At 45.5% G+C, this 17,065-nt stretch carries 17 protein-coding genes and 2 pseudogenes; 13 read left to right on the top strand and 6 right to left on the bottom strand.

Going from position 1 to position 17,065, the window contains the following annotated elements; genetic code table 11:
- The 7 genes and pseudogenes from O9334_RS20525 to O9334_RS20555 form a co-directional block, all read left to right on the top strand.
- Positions 1–246: pseudogene (locus O9334_RS20525) on the top strand (hypothetical protein); the annotation flags it as partial.
- 405 nt (positions 247–651) lie between these two features.
- Complete coding sequence (gene cpcB, locus O9334_RS20530; RefSeq protein ID WP_045361084.1) at positions 652–1,170, top strand: C-phycocyanin subunit beta; 519 nt, start codon at positions 652–654, stop codon at positions 1,168–1,170.
- Between the two features lie 66 nt (positions 1,171–1,236).
- Positions 1,237–1,725, top strand: a complete 489-nt coding sequence (gene cpcA, locus O9334_RS20535; protein WP_045361082.1) for a C-phycocyanin subunit alpha — start codon at positions 1,237–1,239, stop codon at positions 1,723–1,725.
- A gap of 119 nt (positions 1,726–1,844) precedes the next feature.
- The gene (locus tag O9334_RS20540) at positions 1,845–2,660 is read left to right on the top strand and encodes a phycobilisome linker polypeptide (protein ID WP_045361081.1); all 816 of its coding nucleotides are present in this window, start codon (positions 1,845–1,847) and stop codon (positions 2,658–2,660) included.
- 45 nt (positions 2,661–2,705) lie between these two features.
- Positions 2,706–3,584, top strand: coding sequence for a phycobilisome linker polypeptide (locus tag O9334_RS20545; RefSeq protein ID WP_045361079.1), 879 nt, complete (start codon positions 2,706–2,708; stop codon positions 3,582–3,584).
- 137 nt (positions 3,585–3,721) lie between these two features.
- Entirely contained in the window at positions 3,722–5,398 is a 1,677-nt protein-coding gene (gene ribBA / locus O9334_RS20550; RefSeq protein WP_045361078.1) for a bifunctional 3,4-dihydroxy-2-butanone-4-phosphate synthase/GTP cyclohydrolase II, read from the top strand.
- 66 nt (positions 5,399–5,464) lie between these two features.
- Positions 5,465–6,222: pseudogene (locus O9334_RS20555) on the top strand (Uma2 family endonuclease).
- A gap of 63 nt (positions 6,223–6,285) precedes the next feature.
- Here the strand turns inward: O9334_RS20555 and O9334_RS20560 are convergent.
- Positions 6,286–7,338 (bottom strand): D-alanine--D-alanine ligase family protein, encoded by a 1,053-nt coding sequence (locus tag O9334_RS20560; RefSeq protein ID WP_045361077.1) that lies wholly within the window; start codon positions 7,336–7,338, stop codon positions 6,286–6,288.
- Positions 7,339–7,631: 293 nt separating this feature from the next.
- On the opposite strand from O9334_RS20560, the gene O9334_RS20565 reads away from it, so the two are divergent.
- Together O9334_RS20565 and nblS are read left to right on the top strand one after the other, a co-directional pair.
- Positions 7,632–7,979 (top strand): DUF4359 domain-containing protein, encoded by a 348-nt coding sequence (locus tag O9334_RS20565; RefSeq protein WP_045361076.1) that lies wholly within the window; start codon positions 7,632–7,634, stop codon positions 7,977–7,979.
- Positions 7,980–8,093: 114 nt separating this feature from the next.
- Entirely contained in the window at positions 8,094–10,085 is a 1,992-nt protein-coding gene (gene nblS, locus O9334_RS20570) for a two-component system sensor histidine kinase NblS (RefSeq protein ID WP_045361075.1), read from the top strand.
- Here nblS and O9334_RS20575 read toward each other — a convergent pair.
- Positions 10,066–10,425 (bottom strand): hypothetical protein, encoded by a 360-nt coding sequence (locus O9334_RS20575; protein ID WP_288002204.1) that lies wholly within the window; start codon positions 10,423–10,425, stop codon positions 10,066–10,068. The two genes, nblS and O9334_RS20575, sit on opposite strands and share 20 nt — an antisense overlap.
- Positions 10,426–10,642: 217 nt before the next feature.
- Positions 10,643–11,050 carry a hypothetical protein gene (locus tag O9334_RS20580; protein WP_045361074.1) on the bottom strand — a complete coding sequence of 136 codons (408 nt, stop codon included), beginning with the start codon at positions 11,048–11,050 and terminating at the stop codon, positions 10,643–10,645.
- A 44-nt stretch (positions 11,051–11,094) separates the two neighbouring features.
- Between O9334_RS20580 and O9334_RS20585 the strand changes: the two genes are divergently transcribed.
- The 3 genes from O9334_RS20585 (at position 11,095) to folE (ending at position 13,818) form a co-directional block, all read left to right on the top strand.
- Entirely contained in the window at positions 11,095–12,000 is a 906-nt protein-coding gene (locus tag O9334_RS20585; RefSeq protein ID WP_045361073.1) for a hypothetical protein, read from the top strand.
- Between the two features lie 341 nt (positions 12,001–12,341).
- On the top strand, positions 12,342–13,070 hold the full coding sequence (locus O9334_RS20590) for an SDR family oxidoreductase (protein WP_045361072.1): 729 nt from the start codon (positions 12,342–12,344) through the stop codon (positions 13,068–13,070).
- 49 nt (positions 13,071–13,119) lie between these two features.
- Entirely contained in the window at positions 13,120–13,818 is a 699-nt protein-coding gene (gene folE / locus O9334_RS20595) for a GTP cyclohydrolase I FolE (protein WP_002738197.1), read from the top strand.
- A 228-nt stretch (positions 13,819–14,046) separates the two neighbouring features.
- Here the strand turns inward: folE and O9334_RS20600 are convergent, their stop codons facing one another.
- Complete coding sequence (locus tag O9334_RS20600) at positions 14,047–14,685, bottom strand: phosphoribosylanthranilate isomerase (RefSeq protein ID WP_045361070.1); 639 nt, start codon at positions 14,683–14,685, stop codon at positions 14,047–14,049.
- A gap of 120 nt (positions 14,686–14,805) precedes the next feature.
- On the opposite strand from O9334_RS20600, the gene psaK reads away from it, so the two are divergent.
- Positions 14,806–15,072, top strand: coding sequence for a photosystem I reaction center subunit PsaK (gene psaK / locus O9334_RS20605; protein WP_002756861.1), 267 nt, complete (start codon positions 14,806–14,808; stop codon positions 15,070–15,072).
- A 558-nt stretch (positions 15,073–15,630) separates the two neighbouring features.
- Here the strand turns inward: psaK and O9334_RS20610 are convergent.
- Positions 15,631–16,158, bottom strand: coding sequence for a DUF3011 domain-containing protein (locus O9334_RS20610; RefSeq protein WP_045361069.1), 528 nt, complete (start codon positions 16,156–16,158; stop codon positions 15,631–15,633).
- Between the two features lie 249 nt (positions 16,159–16,407).
- On the bottom strand, positions 16,408–17,065 hold a 658-nt coding region (locus tag O9334_RS20615), incomplete at its 5' end, for a photosynthetic reaction center family protein (RefSeq protein ID WP_502846539.1).

Raw genomic sequence — 17,065 nt, forward strand, 5'->3', positions numbered from 1 at the left:
CTAGCTTCTCCGCACACCCATCAGCCGACTCCCCACACCGGACTCCGCACAGCCCACACCCAACACCCTTCTCCCCTCAACCCTCACCCCACACCCTTCTACCCACACCCCACTCCCCACACCCCACTCCCCACACCCCACACCCCACTCCCTACTTTACAAAACTTCATCGTATTTGAGGGCTGGAAAGGGCAATCCTTGGCTAATAGGGGAAGGGAAAGCGGGGAAATATTAAAAAAAACTTAAAAATTTTATCTTGCTGCCCTTTATACCCTTAAAGCCTTGCTGTCTCTGATTTCCCGACGGTGAGAGGCTTTGAGCCATGTCAGGAATTGATGACCAACTCGATCGAGTCATTGTTAAGTGACTGTTACAAAAAGACAGCAAAAAACTTAATAAGATGTAACAAACAAAGTTTCGACAGCAGTGTATAAATTTAATTTGAGGGGCCAAGATAACAGACAAAAGTTAAGCTGGATACTTGTTTAACCTCCTTAAGTGGTTTATGAGAGAGCCATGAAGTTTTTTCAGGTTTCTTAAAGTAAATCGCAACAATCGCGGTCAAGGCTCGTCCAGACTCACCGTGAAATCCCTTAAGAGGGAAAATTTTGATTGCAAGCAAAGCCCATTTAAATTTAGGAGATTGTCACAATGTTTGACGCATTCACCCGGGTAGTATCCCAAGCTGATGCTCGTGGCGAATATTTAAGCCCTTCCCAACTAGACGCTCTGAGCGCCATGGTTGCCGAGAGCAACAAACGGATGGACTCTGTTAACCGGATCACCAGTAACGCTTCCACCATCGTTGCTAACGCCGCTCGTAGCCTGTTCGCTGAACAGCCCCAACTGATCAGCCCCGGTGGTAATGCCTACACCAGCCGTCGTATGGCCGCTTGCTTACGCGACATGGAAATCATCTTGCGCTATGTTACCTACGCTACCTTCTCTGGCGACGGCAGTGTTCTCGATGATCGTTGCTTAAATGGTCTGCGCGAAACCTATGTAGCTTTAGGAGTACCTGGAGCTTCCGTAGCTGCTGGCGTAAGCAAAATGAAAGAAGCTGCTTTGTCCATCGCTAACGATCGCAACGGTGTCACCCCCGGCGATTGCAGTGCTTTAATGTCTGAAATTGCCAGCTACTTCGACCGCGCCGCCGCTGCTGTCGCCTAGTCCCTGGGGCTAGTCTCAATTAAACCGTAGGAAACTTATTGCAAGATTATTGGGAGATACCAAACAATGAAAACCCCCCTTACCGAAGCCGTAGCAGCCGCTGATTCTCAAGGCCGTTTCTTAAGCAGCACCGAAATCCAAGTTGCTTTCGGTCGTTTTCGTCAAGCTGCTGCCAGCCTCAGCGCCGCTAAAGCGTTAACCGAAAAGGCTTCCCAATTAACCCAGGGCGCAGCTCAAGCGGTGTACAACAAATACCCCTACACCACCCAAATGCAAGGGGCTAACTTTGCGGCGGACCAACGCGGTAAAGACAAATGCGCTCGTGACATCGGTTACTACCTCCGCATGGTGACCTACTGCTTAGTTGCTGGTGGAACCGGTCCGATGGACGAGTACCTCATCGCTGGTATCGACGAAATCAACCGCACCTTCGACCTGTCTCCTAGCTGGTACATCGAAGCTCTCAAATATATCAAAGCCAACCATGGTTTAAGTGGCGACCCTGCGGTAGAAGCCAACTCCTATATCGACTACGCTATCAACGCTCTCAGCTAGTCCGATCAAAAAAACTGCTGGTCTGGAAAGACAGGAGGTTGTTAGCAAAAGGGTTAGCAATCACCTGTTCTTCCAGACCTTGTTATATCCATTAAAGGTTAGTTTCAGGAGGATCGACGATGACTAGCTTGATAGCGGCCCAAAGACTGGGATTTGAACCCTACAACGGTTCCCCCCGCTTGGAATTACGCTCCACCGACAGTGATGAACAGGTAGAAGTGGTGATCCGCGGGGCCTATCGACAGATCTTGGGCAACGAGCATCTGATGTCCAGCGAGCGCCTAATCAGCCTAGAATCCCTCTTACGCAATCGTTCGATTAGCGTCAAGGATTTTGTTCGGGCGATCGCTCAATCAGAACTATATCGGCAGAAATTTTTCCACAGCAATCCCCAAAATCGCTTTATCGAGTTGAATTATAAACACCTGCTCGGTCGCGCTCCCTACGATCAAGCTGAGATCGCTTTCCACACCGATCTCTACAATCAACAGGGTTACGAAGCAGAAATTAATTCCTATTTCGATTCCCCCGAATACAACCAACATTTCGGTGAGAACATTGTCCCCTACTATCGCGGTTTCGCTACCCAAACCGGTCAGAAAACCGTCGGTTTTAGTCGGCTGTTCCAAGTCTATCGCGGTTATGCGACCAGCGATCGCGCGCCGTTAAAAGAGGGAAAACTGACCAGGGAACTAGCCTATAACAGTGCTTCCCCCGTTTATATTAACGGAACCGGTCAATCCTTAACCGGATTAGCTGGGGGCGATCGGGGCAAATTCTATCGCTTGCGCGTGGTTAGTGGCGCAAAAGCGGGACGACAAACCCGTGTGCGTCGCAGTGTGAGCGAGTATCTCGTTGCCTACGAGCAACTATCGAACAAATTGCAAGAAATAAACCGTCAAGGCGGCCAGGTAATCGAACTGATCCTCGCCTAGCTTTGAGCGGTCAGAAAATGATCATTTTTTTGTAGGAGAACTTTAGTGGCAATTACTACCTCAGCTTCCCGTTTAGGGACAACCGCTTTTAGCGAGGTTGCTCCCGTGGAATTACGTCCCGATTGGTCCCGTGACGACGCACAGGCGGTTATTCGCGCTGTCTATCGTCAGGTGCTAGGCAATGACTATATCATGCGTTCCGAGCGCCTTACCAGTGCCGAATCCTTACTCTGCAATGGTTCGATCACCGTGCGGGAATTCGTCCGCGCCGTGGCCAAATCGGAACTGTATAAGAACAAATTCTTCTACGGTAACTTCCAAACCCGCGTCATCGAACTTAATATCAAACATCTTTTAGGTCGCGCTCCCTACGATGAGTCGGAAGTGGTCTATCACCTCGATCTCTATGAAAACAAAGGATTCGAGGCCGATATCGACTCCTACATCGATTCCGCCGAATATACCGAAAACTTCGGTGATAGCATCGTTCCCTACTATCGCGGTTTTGCCAGCCAACCCGGTCAAAAAACCGTGGGATTTACCCGGATGTTCCAACTCTATCGCGGTTATGCCAACAGCGATCGCTCTCAGATTGCCGGCAAAACCTCCCGTTTAGCGGTGGAATTAGCCCAAAACGGCGCTTCGGCAGTAGTCGGTCCCTCCGGTGGCAGCGATGGTTGGGCCTATCGTCCCTCTGGTCAACGCAACACCCCCAGTAAAGCTCTTGGTGGTAGTGTGGCCTATGGTGATGTGGGTAAGCTCTATCGCGTGGAAATTGCCGCTATTAGCAAACCGGGTTATCCCAGTGTCCGTCGCAGTAGCAAAGCGGTTATTGTCCCCTTTGAACAGTTAAATAACACCCTGCAACAGATCAACCGTCTCGGTGGCAAAGTTGCCAGCATCACCCCCGCTAGTTTGAACTAATTTTCTAGCTTAAGATAACTAAAAGTCTCCCGGGCAGCCGTCAGGTTCACCGGGAGACTTCTTTCTAGGGAACTGGCAGAAATTGACCCTCAGCAGATCGAGCAAACCTGTAGAATAAAAGTAATTCCCTCGTTTTAATGCCTGTGACTCTCACTTCGATCGCTTTTGACTCTATCGATACTGCCTTAGCGGAAATCAAAGCCGGACGTGCCATTGTCGTAGTTGATGATGAGAATCGCGAAAATGAAGGAGATCTAATCTGTGCGGCCCAATTTGCCACCCCCGATATGATTAACTTCATGGCAGTGCAAGCTCGCGGTTTAATCTGTCTGGCAATGACGGGAGAGCGTCTTGATGCTCTCGAATTGCCTTTGATGGTGACAAAAAACACCGATAGCAATCAAACCGCTTTTACCGTTAGCATCGATGCCGCTCCCCATTTAGGGGTTAAAACTGGCATTTCGGCAGAAGATCGGGCGAAAACCGTGCAAGTTGCCATTAATCCGGTCACTCGTCCCGACGATCTCACCCGTCCCGGTCATGTCTTCCCGATTCGTGCTAAAGCCGGTGGAGTCTTAAAACGCGCCGGTCATACGGAGGCAGCCGTGGATCTGGCTCGATTAGCCGGGTTGTATCCGGCGGGAGTTATCTGTGAGATCCAAAATCCCGATGGTTCCATGGCCCGTTTACCGCAACTATTTGAATACGCTCGTCAACATAATTTAAAGTTAATCAGCATTGCCGATCTGATCAGTTATCGCTTAAAATATGATCGCTTTGTCCATCGGGAAACGGTCTGTAATTTTCCTAGTCAATTCGGCACTTTTCAGCTTTATGCTTACCGAAATTTATTAGATCAAACCGAACACATCGCTATTGTGAAAGGGGATCCCGCTCTCTTTGGCGATCAACCTGTAATGGTACGAATGCACTCAGAATGTCTGACCGGGGATGCTTTGGGATCCTTGCGTTGCGATTGTCGGCAACAGTTACAAGCTGCCCTAAAAATGATCGAAAACAACGGTTTGGGGGTGGTGGTTTACCTGCGACAGGAAGGACGGGGAATTGGCTTAATTAATAAGCTAAAAGCCTATTCTTTACAGGATATGGGACTAGATACGGTGGAAGCCAACGAAAGGTTAGGATTTCCCGCCGATTTGCGCGATTACGGCATGGGAGCGCAAATGCTCAACGATTTGGGAGTGAGAAATATTCGTTTAATTACCAATAATCCGCGTAAAATTGCCGGATTAAAGGGCTATGGTTTGGAAATAGTCGAGCGAGTACCTTTGCTGATCGAGGCTAATGATTATAATTCCAATTATCTGGCCACAAAAGCGGAAAAGTTAGGACATCTATTCCTACAAACCTATCTAGTCACCATCGCTCTCAGTTGGGGGGAAAATCCGCCGTCAATTTCCCAGAGATATCATCAATTAGAGAAATTACGGCAGTTAAGTCGCGCTAATCAATTATCTCTCCAAGAAGAAACCCGACCAGTAGCCAATGCTCTTTTTGATCGCGCCCCTTTGATCGTACATTTAGGTTTAGATATTCGTCAGGGTGTCAGCAGTAATTGGTATAAAAATCCTTCCCATCCTTACCTTTTGGTTATTGACAAGATATTAAATGACGTTAAAGATTGGTCGGAAATTGAACGCTTAGAATTTTTAATTTCCGACGGAGACGATTCGATGACGGGATTACAAATGAAACTCGATCGTCAAAAAATGTCCGATGAAGATTTCTCACAATTACCACAATTAGCTACCCAAATTATCTACAGTTTTACTCGTGAGTCAGCCAAAAATTAGTTTTTTATGACCAGAAAAGATCGTAACAGTTATAATTAAACAAAGCTAGTATAACGGGGAAAAACTATGACAACTCTCGACATTTTACCGGAAGTTACCTGTCCCCCCACCGATTTATGGAGTGATGAACCACCTTTGGAAAGTGATCTACATCTACAACAAATTACAATTCTGATCGGTTGTTTAGAAAGGTTATGGCAAGAAAGAAGTAATTACTATGCTTCTATGCTTATGCTTCGGGCAATCTTACCATCTACTATAACGAAGAACAACTAAAAAAACGTGATTTTTGTGGTCCTGATTTTTTTGTAGTCTTGGATACGGAAAAACATCCGCGTAAAAGTTGGGTAGTCTGGGGGGAAGGGGGTAAATATCCCAATGTGATCGTGGAAATTCTCTCCCCATCCACCGCTAATATCGATCGCAATAAAAAGAAAAATCTCTATCAAAATACCTTTCGGACTCCTAACTATTTCTGGTTTGATCCTGAAAGTTTAGAACTGCAAGGATTTAGATTAATTGCGGGACAATATCAAGCTATTGCTGCTAATGAAAACGGCTATTTATGGAGTGAACAATTAGAACTATATTTAGGCATTTTTGACCGTAAACTGCGTTATTTTACCGTCGATGGTCAATTGGTTCCCACTCCCCAAGAAGCTGAATTACAGCAAAGACAAGCAAAGGAACAGATTTTTTTAGAAAAGGAACAGGAACGAAAGGCAAAAGAACAGGCTCTTTTAGAAAAAGAACAAGCTATCTTGGAAAGGGAAAGATTAGCCCAAAAATTACGAGAATTGGGCATTGATCCTGAAACTATCTAATTGATCAATATCTCTAGGATAGGTAATTCCTATCCTAGAAATGTTGGTAATTTAACCTTATTTTTACTGTCTTTCTAAGGCTAATTTTACTAACTTATCGACCAATTTATCAAACTCTAAGCCGGTGGCTTTCCAGAGTTGGGGATACATACTAAAGTTAGTAAAACCCGGCAGAGTATTAATTTCATTGATCAACACTTCCCCAGTCTTTTCCACATAGAAAAAATCCACCCGCGACAATCCCGCAGCATCCACAGCTTTAAATGCTTCCACAGCCATTTCTCGCACTTGATCAGCAATTTTATCAGGAATATTAGCGGGAATCACCATACTCGATCGCCCGTCAGTATATTTAGTTTCATAGTCATAAAAATCACTATCAAAAGTAATTTCTCCCACCAAAGAAGCTTGGGGATTATCATTACCTAAAACCGCACATTCGATCTCCCTTGCGGTTACTCCTGCTTCAACAATAATCCGTCGATCATAACTAGCAGCACTATCTAAAGCAGCCTCTAATTCTTGCCGGTTGCGTGCTTTACTAATACCCACCGAAGAACCTAAATTAGCGGGTTTAATAAAACAAGGATAACCTATTTCCTCGGCGATTTGATCGCACAATTGCGGAAAAACACAAGCATTTGACCACACTTGCGAGCGGGTTATGGCCTTATACTTAACTTGGGGTAATCCAGCGGCTGCAAAAGCAGTTTTCATGGCAATTTTATCCATTCCCAAGCATGAACCCAGGACCCCACTACCCACAAAAGCAACCCGCATGAGAGTGAGTAATCCTTGTAAAGTGCCATCTTCCCCATTCGGTCCGTGGAGAATTGGAAACCAAACCTCAATTTCGCTCACTTCTGGGGGAAATTGCCAAATATTGACTTTTATATCACTCTCAATAGCTAGGGGTTGCCCAGAGGTTAAAATTTGTCTAGCAGTTTCTGCTGAATGCCAACAGCCATTTTTATCGATATAGAAGGGTATAACTGCGTATTTGTGAAGATTTTCGGGGGAATTAAAAGCTTGCAGGATCGATCGAGCCGAATTGATAGATACCTCGTGTTCTCCCGATCGACCACCAAACAATAATCCCACCTTGATCTTGTCCATGTTATCCCCTCTAGAGCCAGCTAGATCCTAAATTAGAGTTCAACTATCATACTATGGGCGGGGTTGACCATAGTGCCAAATGATTGAGACTCTGATTACAGCAACAGCTTGCTGAAAACAATCTGACTCTAGCCTTACACAAACCCAAGCAATTCCCCCTGAATATCCATTTACGGACAGTTTCTAAATAAGCTTAGGGACAGGTGATCGGTGATTCTCTTGTCCCCCTAGCCAGATCGAAAATGTCTTGTCAAAATAGAGTGGAGAAGACAAAATCAAGGAGCTAAATAGCTATGGGAGGTAATTTCTTCAAGGGAGCGATCGCCTTGGGGGTATTAGCGGGGATGATGGGATTTACCAATCCCCCCCAAGAACTTTACAGCGAATACGCCTCGGAAAAACTTCTCGCTCATGCCGACAAAATCGCTTGCGAGAAAATCAGTCTCTGTGACTCGATCGATTCTTTGCCAGTGGCAGCCAGAAATATCATCAAAAATCAAATCTTAAAACCAGCGATCGAAACCTCTAGTCAACGGCAAAATTTAGGTGTGTTCAGTATCTACACCACAGAAGTACCGGGGGTAGCTAAAATTAGAACTCTTGGCGCTTTTGGGCATTTCTTGACTTTCTCGGAGACTTAGGTGAGATCAGTGCCAGCTTAACCGCTACCAGCCTAATAATGAGTTAAGATGATCATATTAACCCGCGATTTGAGCGATAGAGTAGTCAAGAATACAGATTAATGCTGCCTAACCGTGTCTAATTTTCTGCCTAGTCTCCGAGAAGCGATCGCCCATTGGTGGTCCGAATTCACTCTCCAAACTAAATTGATGGCTGCGGCTACTTTAGCCGTTTCTTTGTTGATGAGTGGTTTAACCTTTTGGGCGGTTAACACGATCCAGCAGGATGTCCGTCTCAATGATACCCGTTTTGGCCGGGATTTAGGGCTGTTATTAGCCGCTAATGTCTCCCCCCTCATTGCTGAGGACAATTTAACCGATTTAGCCCGTTTTTCAGCCCGTTTTTATAGTAGTACCTCCAGTGTGCGTTATTTGATCTACGCTAACGAGGAGGGTCAAATATTTTTCGGCATTCCCTATTCTACCGCCGAAGTTAAGAATTCCCTGACGATCGAGCGTCGCATTCAATTACCAGAAAATTATGGCGAAAATGGGGAAACTCCCCTCGTCCGTCAGCATAAAACCCCCGACGGTGAAGTAACCGATGTCTTTGTTCCCTTGAATCATGAAGGCAAATATTTGGGAGTATTGGCGATCGGGATCAATCCTAACGCTATTGTGGTGGCTTCTTCTAATCTAACCCGTGATGTTACTATTGCCGTTTTTGTCTCGATTTGGGCCATGGTGATTCTGGGGGCGGTTTTTAATGCTTTAACTATCACCAAACCGATCAAGGAGTTATTAGTCGGCGTCAAAAATATTGCAGCAGGAAATTTTAAGCAGCGCGTTGATTTACCCTTGGGAGGAGAGTTAGGGGAATTAATTCTCAGTTTTAATGAAATGGCGGAAAAGTTAGAACGATACGAAGAACAAAATATCGAAGAAATGACCGCCGAAAAAGCCAAATTAGATACGTTAATGTCCACTATTGCTGATGGGGCGATTCTCTTAGATACTAATTTTCAATTATTATTAATTAATCCCGCAGCTCGGGAAATATTTGGCTGGGAAGATCAGGAAATTATCGGTCAAAATGTTCTACATCTTTTTCCCTCGGAACTAACGGTTAAACTAACTAAACCTCTCTATCAAATTGCGGCGGGAGAAACCCTCCAGCAGGAAGAATACGCTAATCAAAATCAGAAAAATGCTGTTATTGATCAGGAAAATAATAACTATTCCCCGTCGGAATTTAGATTATCTTTAACTAACCCGAAACCCTGCACAATTCGCATTTTGTTAACTCAGGTATTCGATCAGTATCGGGAGAATGTTCGGGGGATTGCCATGACGCTACAGGATATCACTAGAGAAACAGAATTAAATGAGGCAAAAAGTCAATTTATCAGCAATGTTTCCCATGAGTTAAGAACCCCTTTATTTAATATCAAATCTTTTATTGAAACCCTGACAGAATTTGGTGAGGATCTGAGCGATACAGAAAAAAGAGAGTTTTTAGAAACCGCCAATCATGAAACCGATCGCTTAACTCGTTTAGTTAATGATGTTCTCGATCTTTCTCGGTTAGAATCCTCGCGTAACTATAACTTAGATGCGATCGATATCGGACAATTAATCGAACAAACCCTAAGGACCTATCAACTCAATGCTAGGGATAAAGGACTAGAATTAAGCTCGGAAATTGAAGCCAATTTACTACCAATTTTAGGTCATTATGATCTACTTTTACAGGTATTAACTAATCTAGTCGGTAACTCCCTAAAATTTACTCCTGCCGGCGGTAAAGTGGTGATTCGTGCCTATAAAATAAGCAGAGATAATCCCCAAGAAACTCCCAAAATTCGCGTGGAAGTATCCGATACTGGTATTGGCATCGATGCCGAGGATCAAAGTGCCATATTCGATCGCTTCTATCGGGTAGAAAATCGCGTTCATACCCTAGAAGGGACGGGATTAGGATTATCGATCGTTAAAAATATTATCGAAAAACACTATAGTCAAATTAATCTGATTAGTGAAGTGGGCATTGGCACAACTTTCTGGTTCGATCTAGATTTATATCAAGGCTCGATCGCCAGCAAGAAAATTAACGACGTGAGTTTATAAAAGCCAGGGCAATACTGCCCAAAATTAGGGTTAATAATAGCAATAATCCCTTATTTCTGAGACACCAATTTTTAAAAACCCTAGAGAGAGGGAGAGGAGGAATTTTTTCGGCTATTATTTGGCTATTTTTGTATAAAGTGCAACTGGTAGCGTAGGGACGTTGGGGAAAATTACAGCTATCATCGCCATGGTAGAGACAAGTTTCACATAAAAACTCGCCCGTGACAGCTTGATGCAGGGTCATGCCGGGATGACCATAGGCCTTTAAAATATTAGAACAGTAGGGACATTGTAAGGCTTGACTATCGACCTTGTGTTGACAACGAGGACAGGTAATCATGATCGCTAAATTTTCCCTTTGAGGATTATCATTGCTGATGATCATAGACTATAAGTAGTTGGGTGTTAAAAACTATCAGACTCCCCCCTTATTAAGGGTAGATCCCCCCGCCTATCGGCACCCCCCTTATCAAGGGGGGCAGGGAGGATCGAACCCAAAATCTATCTTCAATTTAATTATAACCAGCTACTTAGCAAAATCCCCGGGTTTTTTCTGGTTATTTTACTAAATAGCTGCGCCATTGCGAGGCAACTTCTTCCAGTAAACGCCAAGTTTTCCCCTCGATCTGTCTTTGTAAATAAAGATCAAAATTGTTGTGTTGTTTGGTATCTTTTTGATGGGGCAATTGCAGAGTTAGATCGTAATCTCCCTGCAAGTGATAAGCGGGCAAATTGCCCACATAAATCGGTTCCAGACTGGTGACATTAATTTTAGCAATTTTTACCTGCGGATCATCGATCTGTAAAGATTGACTAAGGCGATTAGATGTGTGACGAAATTGTAATAAAAGGGCTTTGGCGACGATTTCTCCGTCAGGGGCAAATTCTTTCGGGGGAGTGACACTACCACAAGCAGTCAAGAAGACAAGGAAAATACTGGTTAAAAAACCGAGAAAACGGCGCATAGAATGATATTTTGAAAAAGAATGGCAGCGAGTTAAGAAAGATTATGACTCAACAAAATGAGCGAGAGAATTTCAGCCAAGCAGAAACGGTGATCCGACTACAAGAGGCGATCGAGCAGTTAAATTCGATCGTTTCCCAACTTAACACGGGAACGGGGACAGTGTTACCCCCAAAAGTTGCTGTTGATAATCTTCTTAACTCAACGCAACAGTTAGCCGCTGCTTTAAAACCAGATGAAGTCGCAGAAGTTGAGCAAAGTTTAACCCCAGATTCTCCCATCGCAGCCGCCGAGGGAATTGACGATATTTTACCGGATTTCGAGCAGGTGGAAGGGTGGTGGACGGCAATTTTGAACAAAATCCGCCGACTTTTACCGGGGGGAATTAGCGAAAAAATTCCCGATTGGTTAATTACCGGCTTGTTAACAGGAAGTTTAGTCACTATCCTCTTAGTAGCCGTGATCAGTTTACCGAAAAATCCGGCGGAAATTGCCGAAAATATGCCCGAAGTTGTCTCTAGTCCCCCACCGGCAGCCGGGGAAATTATCGAAACCCCCCCAGAATTAACCGCACCAGAGGCACCGATTCCCGTCCCGATTACTAAAGCAAAACCACGATTAACTCCCGAACAAAGTTTAGTCGCAGCTATTCAAGAAGAAATTACCGATTTAACTACTCGTTATCCCACCGGGATTATTTCTACCGTAGAGGCAGATTTTTGGGCTAGTCGTCTAGTAGTTATTTTGGGCGATAATTGGTATAGTCTGGAGGCATCACAACAGGATAAATTGGCTAATTCGGTTTTTCAACGTTGCCAAAGTCTCGATTTTCGGCGCTTGGAAATGAAGGATAACCAGGGAATTCTCCTCGCTAGAAGTCCCGTTATCGGCGATCGAGTGGTGATTGTCAATCGCAGTCAACCCAGCGCTGGCATCTCCTCCGGTGAGTAGTTTTGAGCGCGGGGAGAGGGAGTTTTCGACCAAGACAGCCTCAATAATTCTCCCCCACCAGGCCACTTTTTTCCCTCGCTGGTTAGATATCTAAATATACACAAAGATTAGTGATCCCTGACTTAACAGTGCTATAATTGGCTAGGTAAAATTTTGTAACGATTTTTAATCTTGAACCTACCTGATAGTCAATGCTTCCCCCCGCCCCGAGTGGACGCAGCAATTTTGGTGCGAGAAAAATTGCTCCGATCCAAGCCAACTCCCTTAAACTTTTCTAGGGTTCCCCTAACCGCCAAAATTTTGCCCTAACTACCCAGAATTAAGAGATTTCAGATTATACCATGAACTCTGTTATTCGTCAACAGCGAGCGCTGATCACCGGAGCCAGTAGCGGCATCGGCAAAGAAACCGCCCTCGCTTTCGCCAAGGCGGGAATTAATCTGGTTTTAATCGGTCGCGATCAGCAAAAATTGGCAACCGTGGCGGCAATGGCGGCAGATTTAGGCGTATCAGCCCAAGCTTACCCCTTAGATTTGGCAGATATCCTGGAAGTAGCTCCTAGGATCGCTAAAATCGCCCAAGAATCTGGACCGATCGATATCCTGATCAATAATGCTGGCATGGGTTACACAAATCCCTTAGCTGACACACCTTTGTCAGACTGGCAGCGGGTGATCGACCTGAATTTAACCAGTGTTTATCAGTGTGTGCAGGGGATTTTACCTGCCATGCGTCAACAGGGAGGAGGCACGATCATTAACGTTTCCTCGATCGCCGCCGATAATTTCTTCCCTGATTGGGGGGCCTATAGTGTCAGCAAAGCCGCATTAGTGGCATTTTCTCGCATTTTAGCGATCGAGGAGCGGGCCAACGCCATTCGCGTCACGATTATCACCCCCGGGGCTGTCAATACTCCCATCTGGGACAGCGATAGCGTCAAAGCAGATTTCGATCGCTCGGCCATGTTAACCCCAGATATCATCGCTCAGGCCATTCTGCAAGCGGTGTTACTACCCAAACAGGCCGTAGTGGAAACGATGACCATTATGCCCAGTGCGGGGGCATTATAACCCGAAATACTTCTATTTATCAATCAATTCGCCTACAGGCCTCTTCATTATGACCATAGCTTCTTCTAACGGTTTAAACGGTAATTTAACCGACGCTATCCAAGCACGCGTGACCACTCGCCCCGATCGCAACACCCACAATGGCAAAACCGCTCAAATTCATCCAACTTCCGACGAAAACAAAGAACAGATGATGGATGCGGTCAGAAATATCCTGATCTCGGTGGGAGAAGATCCCGAAAGAGAAGGTTTATTAAAAACCCCCAAACGGGTGGCCGAAGCGATGCAGTTTCTCACCCAGGGCTATCAACAATCCCTAGAAACCCTCGTTAATGGTGCGATCTTCGATGAAGGTCATAATGAGATGGTATTAGTGCGCGATATTGACTTCTTTAGTCTCTGTGAACATCATATGTTACCCTTCATGGGGCGGGCCCACGTTGCCTATATTCCTAACCAAAAGGTAGTCGGATTAAGTAAATTGGCCCGCATTGTGGAAATGTATTCCCGTCGTTTACAGGTCCAAGAGCGCCTCACCCGTCAGATTGCCGAAGCGATTCAAGAAATTCTCGACCCCCAAGGGGTTGCGGTAGTCATGGAAGCAACCCATATGTGCATGGTGATGCGCGGGGTGCAGAAACCGGGATCTTGGACTGTCACCAGCGCCATGTTAGGAGTCTTCCAAGACGAGCAGAAAACCCGCGAGGAGTATCTTAACCTGATCCGTCATAAACCTAATTTCTTCTAGTCAGGGAGATGGGGAAATGGGGAAATGGGGGAATTCAACTAAAACCCTAAAACCCTACAACCCTAAAACCCCAACAACCAAAACCTTCTAACTCGACCGAATCTAAGACCTAATTGGTTAAGCTAAAAGCTTTGATGTGCTTAGTTTCTAACCTTGTTTTTAGGTAGGAGAATTGTCAGATTCTGTCTTTTGCACGAGTGCCTGTTGCCTCTTGCCTTCAGAAGCTGATCACTGATCCCTGAATTTTTGCAGTCGCTCTAGCAAGAGGGCGACTTTTTTGAGGTCTTTATCCCCTGGGGATCGCTCAACGCCGCTAGAGACATCAATACCCTGGGGGTGCAGCCGAGTTAAAGCTTCACTAATATTATCGGGGTTGAGTCCTCCGGCCAGAAACCAGGGCAAGGGGGGCGAAAAACTGGCTAAGGCTTGCCAGTCTAAGGTATGTCCCGTACCGCCGAGCAATTGGGGATGGTAGGCATCTAACAGTAAAGTATCGACGCTATTGAAGTAAATTGCCGACTTTTCCCAACTTTCTCTGTCTTTGATCCGCAAAGCTTTGATAATTTCCCGGTCGGGTAATAATTGCCGCAACCTTTGGCAATATTCGGGAGATTCTTTACCATGTAACTGCACACTTGTCAAGGGGGTTTTAACAATTATTTGCTGAATAATTTCCGGTTGCTCGTCGGCAAAAACCCCGATCAAATCGATTTGGTCGGGTATTGCGACGGTAATGGCGTTAATTTGCTCGATGTTGACGTAACGAGGCGAACTCGGTACGAGGATAAAACCTAAGGCCGTAGCTCCTAAATTGGCGATCGCTCGTCCTTGGTCCGGTTGGGTAATGCCGCAAATTTTAATTCGCATTTAATCTTATTCACAAAACGTTACAAAAACTGTTAAGTATTCAAACAAAAAGCAGTTTCGGGTCAAGAGCTTTTTATAATGCCCTGTGATTAACAAAATCTTATCAAGACTGGAGCGCAAATGATCCCTTCCGCCTTACTTTTAGCCACTGCTCAAACCATTCCCTGGAATTTATCCGTCGGGATTACCATGACGTTAGCTAACCTAGTAGCGTTCGTTATCGGTTATTTTGCTATCCAAAATACCGGAGCAGGTCCTGCTTTACCCTTGCCGCAGTTAGCCTCGAAAAAAAGCTTCGGTCTGCCGGAATTATTAGCTACCATGAGTTTTGGCCATATTCTCGGTGCGGGACTGGTTCTCGGTCTTTCTAACGCGGGTATTCTCTAATCAGGGATCAGTAATCAGTAATCAGTGACCGGTAATCCTCAGAGAGAGGAGTAAGGATCTGGTAGTCAGGAGAACTAAGCATAAAGAGATTTTAGGCAACTTCATCCCTATTTTTCCCATTTTTGAACTCTCAAAAGTTAATTATGCCAGAAGTCTAGTAATCGTCCAGAGCGGGTGATTATTCTGGCTGCTGGCGAGAAAATTAAGAAAGCAGTTGCCCAAGTCGAAGTTGGACACTTTGCTAACAAATAAGAAGCAGTATGGCTCTCTTATTCTTTATGTGATAATTTTAACTTATATAAGAGCGATCAATCTTTGTGTCCTTTGTGTCTTTGTGGTTCGTTCCACTCCCTCGCCAGCAGGACTGTATCTTAGAAGACATTTTACCCACCAAACCCAAGAGAGCCGCAGCTTGCCCTGAGCTACGTCGAAGGGTATTATCGTTAGGAAAAGCGCGATACTGCCCATAGAGGGGATGTAAGACCAAAAGCCTGGCATAAGTCCGTCTTGAGGCAATCCCCCGTGAAATAGGAAGCTCTCAACGACCTTGAGGGTAGTTCACCCCCGATCCTCACAAACAAAGTCCACTACTCGATCGATTTCCCGGGATGAGCGGATGCGACGACTACCGCTGCCGAGTTCGCCGCCACGACAATTGGCCCACCAACGCTCGCGACTGCCATTAACGATCGCATCAAATTCTCTAATTCTGCCACTATCATAATAACTGCGGCGATCAACGACAAAACGACCGATATTGGGGAGGCGAAATTCTTCGTAAACATTACCTTCCCAACCGCCACCAGAATTACCGTGATGGTCGTCGGTGCGTACCTCAAACTCGCCCCGACAACCATTTCTCACCACAATATTGCCGTTTTCGAAATCCCAATTACCCTCACAGGGAGCAGCGGAGCGAGTGCGGGTTAATCTTACTTGGGCCCATCGAGCGTTGACGGGACAGCGAGTAGTGCGACCGCTTTGACTTTCACAATTAATTCTCATGGTTCTGGCCGCTGCTGGCTCGCTCCCCAGGGGATAAATTAGCAACAAACCGAGACTAGATAATAAAATTTGGCGAAACATTCTCTTTATCTCCAAGAAATTCTCTAGTTTATCTTACAGGGGTATCCAGAAAATGAGTAATACTAAATCTGGTTATTAAAAACTGATTATTTATTCCCCCTTTTGCCTATTGCCTTCTGCCTTTTGCCTATCTTCACTAGGAAATTTATTTTGCACGACTACTTAGTTGCTTGAAGTGCCTTAATCAACAAAAAAGAAGGGTGATTTAACCTCACCCTTCCCCCTATTCGGTAAATTTTCTTGCCATCCTTAGAGAGCGTTACCGCGAGGTAATACTTCTTCAGGGAAGATAAAGTTTTCGTGGGGTTGGTCTTGGGGAGCCATCCAAGCTCTCAGACCTTCGTTAAGCAGAATATTTTTAGTGTAGAAGGTTTCAAATTCCGGGTCTTCGGCCGCTCTCAATTCCTGAGAAACGAAGTCATAGGCCCGGAGGTTAAGGGCTAATCCCACTACACCCACAGCACTCATCCATAAACCAGTCACGGGGACAAAGAGCATGAAGAAGTGTAACCAACGTTTGTTGGAGAAAGCGATGCCGAAGATTTGCGACCAGAAACGGTTCGCAGTCACCATGGAGTAGGTTTCTTCCGCTTGGGTGGGTTCAAAAGCCCGGAAAGTGTTGGAACCTTCACCGTCTTCAAACAGGGTATTTTCTACGGTCGCTCCGTGAATAGCACAGAGAAGCGCACCACCGAGGATACCGGCTACACCCATCATGTGGAAGGGGTTAAGGGTCCAGTTGTGGAAGCCTTGGAAGAAAAGAATAAAACGGAAGATACCAGCCACGCCGAAGCTAGGGGCAAAGAACCAGCTAGACTGACCGAGGGGGTACATCAGGAAGACACTGACGAACACCGCAATCGGACCGGAGAAGGCGAGGGCGTTGTAGGGACGAATGCCGACTAAA

The sequence above is a fragment of the Microcystis sp. LE19-8.1F genome (assembly GCF_027531715.1).
In the GTDB taxonomy this organism is placed as follows: Bacteria; Cyanobacteriota; Cyanobacteriia; order Cyanobacteriales; family Microcystaceae; genus Microcystis; species Microcystis wesenbergii_A.